11 protein-coding genes are annotated in these 12,918 nt (G+C 71.0%); 7 read left to right on the plus strand and 4 right to left on the minus strand.

The annotated features are described in order from the left end of the window. Positions 1 to 56: 56 nt before the first annotated feature. Positions 57 to 1,919 (minus strand): AAA family ATPase, encoded by a 1,863-nt coding sequence (locus OG828_RS40505; protein ID WP_328503956.1) that lies wholly within the window; start codon positions 1,917 to 1,919, stop codon positions 57 to 59. 436 nt (positions 1,920 to 2,355) lie between these two features. Further along, complete coding sequence (locus tag OG828_RS40510; RefSeq protein WP_328503957.1) at positions 2,356 to 3,012, minus strand: uridine kinase family protein; 657 nt, start codon at positions 3,010 to 3,012, stop codon at positions 2,356 to 2,358. A gap of 165 nt (positions 3,013 to 3,177) precedes the next feature. On the opposite strand from OG828_RS40510, the gene OG828_RS40515 reads away from it, so the two are divergent. The 3 genes from OG828_RS40515 to OG828_RS40525 all read left to right on the plus strand — a co-directional run bounded on the left by OG828_RS40515 (position 3,178) and on the right by OG828_RS40525 (position 5,484). Further along, positions 3,178 to 4,545, plus strand: a complete 1,368-nt coding sequence (locus OG828_RS40515; protein ID WP_328503958.1) for a peptidase C39 family protein — start codon at positions 3,178 to 3,180, stop codon at positions 4,543 to 4,545. Positions 4,546 to 4,611: 66 nt separating this feature from the next. Continuing rightward, the gene (locus OG828_RS40520) at positions 4,612 to 4,758 is read left to right on the plus strand and encodes an SCO1431 family membrane protein (RefSeq protein ID WP_210581365.1); all 147 of its coding nucleotides are present in this window, start codon (positions 4,612 to 4,614) and stop codon (positions 4,756 to 4,758) included. A 66-nt stretch (positions 4,759 to 4,824) separates the two neighbouring features. Continuing rightward, positions 4,825 to 5,484 (plus strand): TetR/AcrR family transcriptional regulator, encoded by a 660-nt coding sequence (locus tag OG828_RS40525; protein WP_328503959.1) that lies wholly within the window; start codon positions 4,825 to 4,827, stop codon positions 5,482 to 5,484. 57 nt (positions 5,485 to 5,541) lie between these two features. Here OG828_RS40525 and OG828_RS40530 read toward each other — a convergent pair whose 3' ends face one another. After that, positions 5,542 to 6,600 (minus strand): glycoside hydrolase family 18 protein, encoded by a 1,059-nt coding sequence (locus tag OG828_RS40530; RefSeq protein ID WP_328503960.1) that lies wholly within the window; start codon positions 6,598 to 6,600, stop codon positions 5,542 to 5,544. Between the two features lie 491 nt (positions 6,601 to 7,091). Here OG828_RS40530 and OG828_RS40535 point away from each other — a divergent pair, with 491 nt between their 5' ends. Then, entirely contained in the window at positions 7,092 to 8,264 is a 1,173-nt protein-coding gene (locus OG828_RS40535; RefSeq protein WP_328503961.1) for an acyl-CoA dehydrogenase family protein, read from the plus strand. A gap of 427 nt (positions 8,265 to 8,691) precedes the next feature. On the opposite strand, the gene OG828_RS40545 is transcribed toward OG828_RS40535, so the two are convergent. Further along, on the minus strand, positions 8,692 to 9,138 hold the full coding sequence (locus OG828_RS40545) for a hypothetical protein (protein ID WP_210581374.1): 447 nt from the start codon (positions 9,136 to 9,138) through the stop codon (positions 8,692 to 8,694). Positions 9,139 to 9,406: 268 nt separating this feature from the next. Here OG828_RS40545 and OG828_RS40550 point away from each other — a divergent pair, with 268 nt between their 5' ends. From OG828_RS40550 to OG828_RS40560, 3 genes are all read left to right on the plus strand, one after another. Beyond that, positions 9,407 to 9,847 carry an Lrp/AsnC family transcriptional regulator gene (locus OG828_RS40550; RefSeq protein ID WP_328368378.1) on the plus strand — a complete coding sequence of 147 codons (441 nt, stop codon included), beginning with the start codon at positions 9,407 to 9,409 and terminating at the stop codon, positions 9,845 to 9,847. A gap of 47 nt (positions 9,848 to 9,894) precedes the next feature. Continuing rightward, on the plus strand, positions 9,895 to 11,502 hold the full coding sequence (locus OG828_RS40555) for an amidohydrolase (protein WP_328503962.1): 1,608 nt from the start codon (positions 9,895 to 9,897) through the stop codon (positions 11,500 to 11,502). Between the two features lie 554 nt (positions 11,503 to 12,056). After that, positions 12,057 to 12,857, plus strand: coding sequence for a polyprenol monophosphomannose synthase (locus tag OG828_RS40560; RefSeq protein ID WP_328368383.1), 801 nt, complete (start codon positions 12,057 to 12,059; stop codon positions 12,855 to 12,857). Positions 12,858 to 12,918: the final 61 nt, after the last annotated feature.

Raw genomic sequence — 12,918 nt, forward strand, 5'->3', positions numbered from 1 at the left:
CGCTGCGGGCAGTCGTGCGGCCCCAGGCGGCACGACTGCCCGCAGGCTCAGCGGCGCTACATCGCTGACGGGTCCTGCGGGCCCCTCCCCGACAGCACCTCCCCGTACGCCTGCATCAAGTCAGGCAACCGCAACGTCGACAAGTCGTCCCTCGTCAGCGTCCCCGGATAGGCCGACAACCGTAGATCCCGGTACGCGCAGCTCTTCTCGTACAGCGTCCGCAGGAACCGTCCGTTCCCCAGCTCGTCGATCCAGCCCTGGTCGACGACATGCCCGGCGATGGACCGCAGCTCGTCCAGCGCCTCCTCGTCCCAGACGTCCCCGTTCTCCGCGGCCAGCACTTCGCCGATGGAGGTGAGTTCGAGGGGGCGGTAGGAGGGGAAGTCGACGCGGGTGGTGAAGCGGGAGGACAGACCGGGGTTGGCGGCGAGGAGACGGTCCATGCCCTCGGGGTAGCCGGCCAGGATGACCACGAGGTGGTCGCGGTTGTCCTCGGCCCGCTTCAGCAGCACCTGCAGCGCCTCGTCGCCGTACGCGTCCCCCTTGCCGTACCCGGTGTTGGAGAGCGAGTAGGCCTCGTCGACGAAGAGGACGCCGCCGATCGCGGAGTCGATGAGCTCGTTGGCCTTCACCGCTGTCTGGCCGAGGTACTCGCCGACCAGATCGGCGCGCTGGGCCTCCACCAGGTGGTCGCCGCCGAGCAGGCCGAGGGCGTAGAAGACCCGCCCAAGGATCCGCGCCACCGTCGTCTTCCCCGTCCCCGACGGCCCGGAGAACACGAAGTGCCGCTTGGGCGGCTGGACCGGCAGTCCCTGACCGGCCCGCAGCCGGGCCATGTTCAACTGCGCGGACAACGCCTTGACTTGGCGTTTCACCGGCTCCAGACCCACCATGCGCTCGAGCTCGGCGAGCGCCTCCTCGAGTAACGCGGGGTCGGTCGGGCCGGCCGGCAGGGGCGGCGTCGGGACGACCGACTTCTCGCGCACCGCCGGATCGATCACGGACGGCAGCGGACCGGTCGGCGGCAGGTCGGGCCCGGACAGCTTGAGGTCCCTGCCCTCCATGCCGAAGAGCGGGTCGAGGGCGTCCGGCCCGTCGGCCACGTCCTGACCACCGGACAGCGTGATCGCCGCGAGGTCGGTGGCGTCGTCGTATCCGTCGCCCTCGGCGATCGCGGCGAGCCGGGCCGAGGTGTCCATGAACGCGGGGTCGATGCGGTGCACCGCCCGGTAGAGCGGGAGGGCGGCGGCCGACCGTCCCGTCCCCTCGTGCGCCCGGGCCAGCCAGTAGCGCAGCTCCTTGCGCTGGGGCTGCTCGCTGCGGCAGCGCATCAGGGCCGCCGAGAGAAGAGGTTCGGCCTGGCCGTACATCTCGAGCCGGACCCTGGCCATACCGCCGAACAGGCCCGCCTCGATGCCGAGCATCTGGTCGTCGATCAGCGGGTCGGTGTGCCGGACGAGCTGTTCCCAGTCCTTGACCAGATAGGCCCGGCAGGCGTGCAGAAAGCGGACCTGATGGTCGGTGTCCACCGGCGGCAGCCCCGCGAGAGCCCGGTCGAGTTCAGGGACGTGGCGGCCGTCCAGCCAGTGGGAGGCGTGCGCGAGCAGCAGATCGCGGGGGCTCTCCAGCACGGGCTGCACCCACCAGCCCAGCCAGTACCAGGAGTTGAGGGTGCGGCGGTGCCGGGCGCGCTGTTCGCCGAAGCGGTCCCGGTGCCGGAACATCCTGAGCAGCGCGGTCGTCGTGTCCACGCGCAGCGCATGCAGTCCGAGCCAGCCGTCGGCCATCCCGGGGTCCATCCGCACCGCGGCCCGGAACTCCTCCTCCGCCTGCGGATAAGCGCCCATCGTGTAGGCATCGACGCCTCGCAGCCAGGCCAGGTCGGCCGGGGCCTCGGGGCCCTGCGTGCCGAAGTCCATCACGTCCCCCCACAAACCGTGCCCCCGTTCGGTTCGCCGCCGGGCCCGGTGCCCGTCGGCATCCTTGGTCGAACCGCCCTACCGCGGACCGGAGTTGCAACGGTGCGCAGAGCAGCCGTCCGAAGGTCGCAACGAGGGCATCGTACCTGCGCAGGTGTCGCCCGCCCCAGGGTGCCGCATGGGCCGTTTGACGAGGTGGGAGCATATGGGGCGCACTCGGCTCGGTGACCGAGGGTGAGCGAATCATGCCGGGCAGCGCCCGAAATGGGCGAAGAGGACAGAACGAAGCCCCCGATCACGGGGGAACAACCGGGGGCTTCGCGTCTGTGGGCGGCTCTCAAATGGCCGCACATTGAGAACGTAAGACCTGTACGGCCCCCCGGTCAAGCCGAGTTGGGGGACTCCGCGAAGTTCGAACACCCGGGTCTTCACAAGTTCAGCACATTGCCGATGGCCCGTCACCGTGTGTGATTTCGCGGTCCGGACCAACCGTTCCAACGGGCCCCGGACACACCTTGTATCCCTTTTCGCACTGTCGCACCAGGAGGTCGGCGAAGGGGCGCGAAGGGTCATCGGCGAAATGCCGCCGCTCCGCCTGGACCCACCCGGCCCAGAACTCCCGCTGCTCCTCCCCGTCCCGGTTCCGCCCCCGCGTCCAGGCCTCCTCGTGCGGCAACTCCATCCACAGCAGATGGGCCAGGTGCGGGCGCAGCGTCCGGCGTCCGGCGCCGACGCCCTCGACGAGGATCACGGGTGCGGGCGGCAGCAGGCGGTCCGGTCCGAAGCGGCGGGCCCGCCAGTCGTACGGGGCATAGCGCGCGGTCCTGCCCTGCGCGAGCGGCTCGATCACCTGGCCCAGCAGCCGGTCCGTCCAGTCGAACAATTCCTCATGGCTGGCGATGTCGTCGAGACGGAGCACGGGAGCGCCGCCCAGCGCGTCGGCCAACTGCCCGGCGAACGTGGACTTTCCGGAGCCGGCGTGTCCGTCGATCCCGATCAGACGGACCGGGCCGCAGGACGGGGGGAGTCGGCGGAGCCGGAGGACGAGGTCGTGAATCGTGATTCCCGGGGGTGCGGAAGGGGGTCGATTCATTCTAGGTGCGGGGCCGCGCCGCAGGTCGTGACAGTGGTCGACACCAATGTTGGTGGGTGTGGCATGAGCGGATGTGCTGGCCCGGGCACATCGCCTCCGTCCATAGTGGGCGCACCACCGTGCACCGGACCTGCCCCGACTCGGACACCTGGGGGATTGCCGCCCATGAGCAGAGCCGAACAGCCGTCCCGCAGAAGCGTCCTGGCCGCCGCCGTCGTCGCGGCCGTCGCGGGCGGCTCGGCCCCCGCCTCCGTCACCGAGGCCGCGGCGGACGCCGAGGACCCGGCGCAGGCCGACCAGCCTCGCTTTGTCGACAACCGCGCCTGGACCACGTACGCCGACTGGCGGGGCGGCACCGCCCGCGGCACCCGGGCCGTCGCCGGCGCCCGCCCCGGCGTCGTGCTCGACGCCCCCGCGGGCACCGTCGACTACACCGACCCGCACACCGGCAGGACGGCCACCTGGGAGTACGCGACCTGGACGTCCCCCGTCCACCGGCTCTCCGTCCCCTCGGCCGAGGCGATCGCGTCCTGGAACGCGCACACCCCGGACGGCACCTGGCTCCAGGTCGAGCTGCGGGGGACATATACGGACGGCACGAACACCCCCTGGTACGTGATGGGCCGCTGGGTCGCCGGTGACCGGGACATCAAGCGCACGTCGGTCGACGGCCAGAAGGACGGCAAGAGCAGCGTCTGGACGGACACCTTCGCGATCGACGACCCGTCGACGGGCCTGCGGCTGGCGTCGTACCGGCTGCGGCTGACCCTCTACCGCAAGCCGGGCACGAAGAGCACCCCCACCGTGTGGCGGCTGGGTGCGATGGGCTCCGACGTCCCCGACCGCTTCACCGTCCCGGCCTCCACACCCGGCCTGGCCCGGGAGCTGGACGTGCCGCGCTACTCGCAGGACATCCATGAGGGCCAGTACCCGGAGTACGACAACGGCGGCGAGGCCTGGTGCAGCCCCACCTCCTCGCAGATGATCATCGAGTACTGGGGCGGCCGTCTCACACCCGAGCAGCTGGCCTGGGTCGACCCGTCGTACGCCGATCCGCAGGTGTGCCACGCGGCCCGGTTCACCTACGACCACCAGTACGAGGGCTGCGGCAACTGGCCGTTCAACGTCGCCTACGCCGCCACCTTCCAGGGGCTCCAGGGCGTGGTCACCCGGCTCGGTTCGCTCACCGACCTGGAGACGCTGATCGTGGCCGGTATTCCGGCCATAACATCCCAGTCCTTCCTGGCGAGCGAGCTGACGGGGGCCGGGTACGGCACCGCGGGGCATCTGATGACGGTCATCGGGTTCACGGCGGACGGCGATGTGATCGCCAACGACCCGGCCTCGCCGAGCAACGAGGCGGTGCGACGCGTCTACCGGCGCCGAGAGTGGGAGAACGTCTGGCTCCGCACCAAGCGGTACAACGCCGCGGGCGACGTCGTCTCCGGCACGGGCGGGGTCTGCTACCTGTACTTCCCGGCGCAGCCGACGGCTCAGCAGCGCCTGGCGCTCAAGGCCGTGGGCGTGAGCTGACGCACCCGCCGGGCTGTGAGCAAGGTCTCGGCCGCAAAAGCCCCCGATGCTGGCAAGGTGGACATCATGACCGCGAACGCAGCCACCGCTTCCCGCGCCCGCGCCCGGACGGGCGGACCCAAGGACGACGGCCCGGAGATCCTCGAACACGTCATGGGCTGGACCCTCGTCGTGGTGGTCGCGATGCTCGTGGCCCAACTCGGGCTGCTGTGACCTGATCCCCTGTTCGACCTGACATACTGCGGATGTCCCGCAGCCCGTTGAAGACCAGGGTCGAAATTGAATATCAGCCATCAGCGCGACGCCGAGCACCCCCGGGTGCGCGGCACCGAGCGCTCGCTGGCGCGTCGCGCCGAACTCATCGCCATCGGGCGGAAGTTGTTCGCCGACACGTCCTACGACGCGCTCTCGATGGACGACATCGCCCGGCAGGCGCAGGTGGCCAAGGGGCTGATCTATTACTACTTCCAGTCCAAGCGCGGCTACTACCTGGCGATCATCAAGGACTCCGTCGCCGACCTGGTCACCTACGCCGCGAGCGGTCTCCAACTGCCGCCGGTGGACCGCGTCCACCGCACGATCGACAGCTATCTGCGCTACGCCGAGCACAACCAGGCCGCCTACCGCACCATCGTCAGCGGTGGCGTCGGCTTCGACGCCGAGGTGCACGCCATCCGGGACGGGGTGCGCGAGGCGATCGTCGCGACCATCGCCGAGGGTGCGTACGGCCGCAGCGACATCGCCCCGCTGGCCCGCATGGGCCTGCTCGCCTGGGTGTGCAGCGTCGAAGGCGCCGCCCTGGACTGGATCGACCGCCCCGAACTCTCCCGCGACGTCATGTGCGAACTGCTGGTCAAGTCGCTGGGCGGCGCGATGCGCGCCATCGAAGAACTGGACCCGGCCTACCCCGCTCCCCAGCCCGTCCGCCGGGACACCTGAACACCCCAAGGGGCGGAGGTCTCGTGGTCCTCCGCCCCAAGCCCCCGTGGAAGGGGGCTAGTTGATCGCCTTGATCAGCTCGCCGCCGGCCGTGTCACCGCTCAGCTCCCAGAAGAACGTGCCGCCCAGCCCCTGCTGGTTCTTGTACGTCATCTTGGTCGCGATGGTCGCGGGGGTGTCGTAACTCCACCAGTTGTTCCCGCACTTGGCGTATGCGGTGCCGCCCACCGTGCCGGTCGCCGGGCACTTCGTCTTGAGCACCTTGTAGTCCTCGAAGCCTGCCTCGTATGTCCCCGCCGCCGGACCGGTCGCCGTGCCGCCGGGCGCCGCCTGCGTCACTCCCGTCCAGCCGCGGCCGTAGAAGCCGATGCCCAGCAGCAGCTTGGCGGCCGGGATGCCGAGGCCCTTGAGCTTGGCGATGGTCGCCGAGGAGTAGTAACCGGCCTGCGGAATACCGGGGTACGAGTTCAGTGGTGAGTGCGGTGCCGTCGGGCCGGTCGTGGCCCAGGCGCCGAAGAAGTCGTACGTCATCGGGTTGTACCAGTCGACGTACTGGGCCGCGCCCGCGTAGTCCGCCGCGTCGATCTTGCCGCCCGCGGTCGCGTCGGCGGTGATCGCCGCGGTGACCAGGTTGCTCGCGCCGAACTTGGCCCGCAGTGCCTGCATGAGGTTCGTGAAGGCGGCCCGGCCGCTGGTGTCGCAGGTGGCGCCGCAGGCGTTCGGGTACTCCCAGTCGATGTCGATGCCGTCGAAGACGTCCGCCCACTTGGAGTTCTCGACCAGGTCGTAGCAGGACTGGGCGAACGCGGCCGGGTTCTTGGCGGCCTCGCCGAAACCGGCCGACCAGGTCCAACCGCCGAAGGACCAGAGGACCTTGAGGCCGGGGTGCTTCTTCTTCAGCTCGCGCAGCTGGTTGAAGGTGCCGCGCAGCGGCTGGTCCCAGGTGTCGGCGACGCCGTCCACCGACTCGGCGGCGGTGTAAGTCCGTTCGGTGGCCGCGTAGTTGTCGCCCGCCGCGCACTTGCCGCCGGTGACATTGCCGAAGGCGTAGTTGATGTGGGTGAGCCGGACGCCCACCTCGGGCGTCCGGCGGCAATAGGTGCCCCACTCCGTCACCTTCTCGGCCGTGAACGACCGGAGCCTTGCGCCCGATGTTCACACCTCGTCGCGCTCCTTCGTGCCGCTGGCTGCGGTACCAAGGTCGCATCCGCCCGGAGGGGCGCGGGACCGGTGACGTGCCCCACACCGGGAAGGTCCCGGTGGCACCAGTCTGATCGGCGCCTACCACAACCGTGTCCCCGGATGAACCGGTTCGTGCCTTCAAGAGCTCCCAGACCGATTCCGCCAGGCTAGCGAACGTGGACGCGCCCCGTGTCACTTTCCGTCGATTGCCGCGTGCGCTGAGTACCCGGAAGTTCTTGAAGTAAGCGGTCGTTAACTGGTGACTCGGTGCCTTCGATCGGGCATACTCACAGCGCAGAGCCGCTGGTCAGAACCTTCCGCAACCCGGGAGAACCCGAGCACCGGCCCGCATCGAGACAGACCGTCGGAGCCGCCCCACCCACCAGGCGAGCCCGTCCGTGCCCGTCAGGGAGGAGAGCGTCGCCATGACCGACCGCACCCCGCAGCCGGTGGACCGACAACTGCCCACGGACGAGGCACGGGATCTGCTCGCCCTCGTTCGTGACATCGCCCAGCGCGAGATCGCCCCGAAGGCGGCCGAGGAGGAGGACGCCGGACGCTTCCCGCGTGAGATCTTCACCCTGCTCTCGGAATCCGGCCTCCTCGGACTGCCGTACGACTCCGAGTACGGCGGCGGCGACCAGCCGTACGAGATCTACCTCCAGGTGCTCGAAGAGCTGGCCGCGGCCCGGCTCACCGTCGGTCTCGGGGTGAGCGTCCACTCCCTGTCCTGCCATGCGCTCGCCACCTACGGCAGCAAGCAGCAGCAGGTCGAGTTCCTGCCCGACATGCTCGGCGGCGGACTGCTCGGCGCGTACTGCCTGTCCGAGCCGTCGTCCGGCTCGGACGCGGCCTCACTGCGGACGAAGGCCGTGCGGGACGGCGACGACTGGGTGATCACCGGCACGAAGGCCTGGATCACCCATGGCGGGGTCGCCGACTTCTACACCGTCATGGCCCGCACCGGCGCGGAGGGCGCGCGCGGGATCACCGCGTTCCTGGTGCCCGCCGACGCGGAGGGGCTGAGCGCGGCGGCGCCGGAGAAGAAGATGGGCATGAAGGGGTCGCCGACCGCGCAGGTCCACTTCGACGGAGTGCGAGTGCCCGACGAACGGCGCATCGGCGACGAGGGGCAGGGCTTCGCGATCGCCCTCGCCGCGCTCGACTCCGGGCGGCTCGGCATCGCGGCCTGCGCCATCGGCCTGGCCCAGGCGGCGCTCGACGAGGCGCTTGCGTACGCCACCGGACGGCAGCAGTTCGGGCGGCCGATCTCCGACTTCCAGGGGATGCGCTTCCTGCTCGCCGACATGGCGACCCAGCTCGAGGCGGGCCGGGCGCTGTATCTGGCGGCGGCGCGGCTGCGGGACGCCGGCCGGCCGTTCGCCAAGCAGGCCGCCATGGCCAAGCTGCACTGCACCGACACGGCGATGAAGGTCACCACGGACGCCGTCCAGGTCCTCGGCGGGTACGGCTACACGGCCGACTTCCCGGTCGAGCGCAATATGCGCGAGGCCAAGGTGCTACAGATCGTCGAGGGCACCAACCAGATCCAGCGGATGGTCATCGCCCGTCATCTCGCGGGTCCCGAGACCCGCTGACCTGGCTCAGTCCGCGCGGCGGCGCCGCGAGCCGGGTCCACTCCGGGTCGTGGCGCCCCGGCAGGGTGCGCCCGCGGTCGGCCCACTTGCGCATGAGATCGCGGTAGATGGGGGGATCCTGGGGCTGCGGCGGCGCCGGCGGAACCGATTTGGCGGGCGCCGGAACGAACACCCGGCGGGCTCGCCCCGTCGCCGGATAGGTGGGGGTCATACCTGGCCAACGCCCGTGCCGATCGGCAGGTCACCGAGCCGCGAAATCGTCTGTGAGTTCGCGGACGTATTGCTCCGTATATGGTTTCCTACGATTACCTGACGCATCGTCAGTCGCGCCGCGGCAACCTGTCGGCGGACCCGGACGCACTGATCCTGCACCACGGCAGCGTGCGAGCCATGGTGCAGGGCAGCTACGGGGATGGAGCGAGCCGGCTCAGGCGGCGTGACGTCGCATCACGGGGACCCGCATGGGGCGCGAACCCGGTCCGCCGACGTGCGAGAAGGGCTGCTTGCGCCAGTCCAGCCCCTGCGGAAGCGTCAACAGCAGGGCGGTGTCCTGCTCCTGGGGTTCGGCCGACTCGTCCGCGGGACGGGCCTCGGACGCGCGACGGCCGGTGCCGGCGCAGACCGTGAGCCCGAACGGGTTCCACGGCGAAGCGCACAGCGCGTGCTCCGGCAGGATCTCCTCGTCCGCCAGCAGGGCGATGGGCTGTGCGCAGTCCGGGCAGATCACCCGGTACATCTCGAAGGTGTCGTACGCGTCGAACTCCTCCGCTTCGAGAGCCTCGGCAGCGTCGGGTTCGACGCCCTCCGGCTGGGGCTCGACGACCGGCTGCTGCCGCTTGGGCGTGGTTCGACCAGGGCGCTTAACACTGTGCATGGGATTCTCCCCCTCGGGCTGGGCCGTGACGGCACTGCGGCCTCGACCACAGCAAGCACTTCCCGCCCCGTCTCGGCGTTAATCACGGGGACATCACGGAGAATCCGGCGGGCCTGTGGCGTTCGTCACATGCCATCCGCAGGTGCCCGGGGTGGCACGTTTGTCCCTCAGTCCGCTCACAGGCTGCTCTCGGGCACATCACGAACCGGGTATGACCTGGAGTGCTCAGGTATCCGAGGAGATCAACGGCACTGTAGGTTCTTGCGCCATGGAGGAGCTGGACCGACAGATCGTGCAGCTGCTCGTCAAGGACGGGCGGATGAGCTACACCGACCTGGGCAAGGCCACGGGCCTGTCCACGTCGGCGGTGCACCAGCGCGTGCGCCGGCTGGAACAGCGCGGCGTCATCCGCGGGTACGCGGCGGTCGTCGACCCCGAGGCCGTCGGGCTGCCCATCACCGCCTTCATCTCGGTCAAGCCGTTCGACCCCAGCGCCCCCGACGACATCGCCGAGCGACTGGCCGACGTGCCCGAGATCGAGGCCTGCCACAGCGTCGCGGGCGACGAGAACTACATCCTCAAGGTCCGGGTGGCCACCCCGCACGAGCTGGAGGAGCTGCTGGCCCGGGTGAGGTCGCTGGCCGGTGTCTCGACGCGGACGACGGTCGTGCTGTCGACGCCGTACGAGGCACGGCCGCCGAGGATCTGAGCGCCCTGCCGACAGGCCGCCGCGCGTGAGGCGCGAAACTGTCCCTCATGAGTGAACGCGCCGCTGCCTCCCCCCGCACCGTCCTCCTCCGCCGCGGGGAGGTCCACAGCCCCGCCGATCCGTTCGCGACCGCGATGGTCGTCGAGCGCGGACAGGTCGCCTGGGTGGGTTCCGAAGGTGCCGCCGACGCCTTCGCCGAGGGGGTGGACGAGGTCGTCGACCTGGACGGCGCGCTCGTCACCCCCGCGTTCACCGACGCCCATGTCCACACCACGTCCACCGGTCTCGCCCTCACCGGCCTGGACCTGTCCACCGCTCCCTCCCTCGACGCGGCCCTCGCCGCCGTACGGGACTTCGCCGCCGCCCGCCCGGACGACCGGGTCCTTCTCGGTCACGGCTGGGACGCCGCCCGCTGGCCCGGAGGCCGCCCGCCGACCCGCGCGGAACTCGACGCGGCCACGGGCGGCCGCCCCCTGTACCTGTCCCGTATCGACGTCCACTCGGCGGTCGTCACGACGGCCCTGCTCGATCTGGTCCCCGGCGGGATCACGCGGGCCGACGAACCGCTCACCCGCGACGCCCATCACGCCGTACGCGCCGCCGCGTTCGCAGCCGTGACGCCCGCACAGCGCACCGAGGCCCAGCGCGCCGCCCTCGCCCACGCCGCCTCCGTCGGCATCGGCTCGGTCCACGAGTGCGCCGGCCCCGACATCTCCTCGGAGGACGACTTCACGGGCCTGCTGCGGCTCGCGGCCGAGGAGCCGGGCCCGCGGGTGGTGGGCTACTGGGCCGAGCAGGATGTCGAGAAGGCGCGCGAGCTGGGCGCCGTCGGCGCGGCCGGCGACCTGTTCGTCGACGGCTCCCTCGGCTCGCGCACCGCCTGTCTGCACGAGCCGTACGCCGACGCCCACCACACCGGCGTTTCCTACCTGGACGCCGCCGCGGTCGCCGCCCATGTCGCCGCCTGCACCGAAGCGGGCCTCCAGGCGGGCTTCCACGCGATCGGGGACGCCGCCGTGACGGCCGTGGTGGACGGCGTGCGCGCCGCCGCGGAGAAGGTCGGCCTCGCCCGCGTCCGCGCCGCCCGGCATCGCGTCGAGCACGCCGAGATGCTCACCCCGGACACCGTCGCCGCCTTCGCCGAGCTCGGTCTGACCGCTTCCGTACAGCCCGCCTTCGACGCGCTGTGGGGCGGCGAGGACGGCATGTACGCCCAGCGTCTCGGCGTACCGCGGGCCCGCCTGCTGAACCCCTTCGCGGCCCTGCTGCGCGCCGGCGTCCCGCTCGCCTTCGGCTCCGACAGCCCGGTCACGCCCCTCGACCCCTGGGGCACCGTCCGGGCCGCCGCTTTCCACCGGACGCCCGAGCACCGGGTCTCCGCGCGCGCCGCGTTCACGGCCCACACCCGGGGCGGCTGGCGGGCCGTCGGACGGGACGACGCCGGCGTGCTGGTGCCGGGCGCACCCGCGGACTACGCCGTGTGGCGCACCGACGCGCTGGTCGTGCAGGCTCCGGACGACCGGGTCGCGCGCTGGTCGACCGACCCCCGTTCCGGCACCCCCGGTCTGCCCGATCTGAGCCCGGGCGCCGAGCTCCCCGTCTGCCTGCGGACCGTGGTGGGCGGACGAACCGTGTTTGTACGGCCGGGCGAGTGACGTCACGGGGTGGCGCGCACAAGATCGGCGCCAGGCGCACTGTCGCTCGACCTGCGTATCCTCCGCACTGACCAGGGCTTTGAGTAGATATCCGCAGGTCAAACGGCTGTTGACAGCCGATGGCGGGGGGCCGGTAGGTTCGGCCCAGTCCACCACCGGACGCCCGACCGGAGAACCTCCGTGCAGTCGTCGCCACGCCGCTGGGTCAGGGACGGTGTCGCCGCACCGGGGCACCGCCACTGGCAGCCAGGCTCAGCGCCCGCGCCGCGACGAGGGAGCGTTCCGGCCGGTCGGGGAGGTGTGACCCGGGTGGGGCCCGGGCGCTCAGTAGACAACGGCCTTTCGGTCGACCCGCAGCCAGCGGGTCCCAGGTCGGCCCGAAGGGCGCCGGGCCCCCATCCGCAGTCCCGCGGACGTCCTGGATCACAGACGTCGGAAAGGGGACACATACCCGGCCCTTGCCGAATCGACACCGGTGTACGACCCTTCTGACGCGTCCACGCAGGCAGCGCCCACTATGGTGGAGCCCTGCGCACGGACACGAAGGGGCAGCAGTGAACGACGGCGACGGGACCCTCGCGGCACAGAGCCAGGGGAGGCAGTTCGGGCCGCTCGGCACGGCCTTGGTGATCATCCCGACCTACAACGAGGCGGAGAACATCAAGGCGATCGTCGGGAGGGTGCGCAAGGCCGTCCCCAAGGCTCACGTGCTCGTCGCCGACGACAACAGCCCCGACGGCACGGGCAAGTTCGCCGACGAGCTGACCGTCGAGGACGACCAGGTCCATGTCCTGCACCGCCAGGGCAAGGAGGGCCTCGGTGCCGCCTACCTCGCCGGGTTCCGCTGGGGCATGGAGCACGGCTTCGGCGTACTGATCGAGATGGACGCCGACGGCTCCCACCAGCCCGAGGAACTGCCCCGGCTGCTCACCGCGCTCAAGGGCGCCGATCTGGTGCTCGGCTCCCGCTGGGTGCCCGGCGGCCGGGTGGTGAACTGGCCCAAGTCCCGCGAGTTCATCTCCCGCGGCGGCAGCCTCTACTCGCGTGTGCTGCTCGACGTCCCCATCCGTGATGTCACCGGCGGCTACCGCGCCTTCCGCAGCGAGACCCTGGAGGGCCTCGGCCTCGACGAGGTCGCCTCCCAGGGCTACTGCTTCCAGGTCGACCTGGCCCGCCGCGCGATCAAGGCCGGATACCACGTCGTCGAGGTCCCCATCACCTTCGTGGAGCGCGAGCACGGCGACTCCAAGATGAGCCGGGACATCCTCGTGGAGGCCCTGTGGCGGGTCACCACATGGGGCGTGGGGGAGCGGGTCGGCAAGGTCCTCGGCCGGGGCAAGCCGTCACAGTCGTAGACCTACGGCCTCACAGGCACCATTGATCGTCCTCTTATCCCGTACTGAGCCGGACCCAGGC

Origin of the sequence: Streptomyces sp. NBC_00457 (genome assembly GCF_036014015.1) — a bacterium.
Taxonomy (GTDB): domain Bacteria; phylum Actinomycetota; class Actinomycetes; order Streptomycetales; family Streptomycetaceae; genus Streptomyces.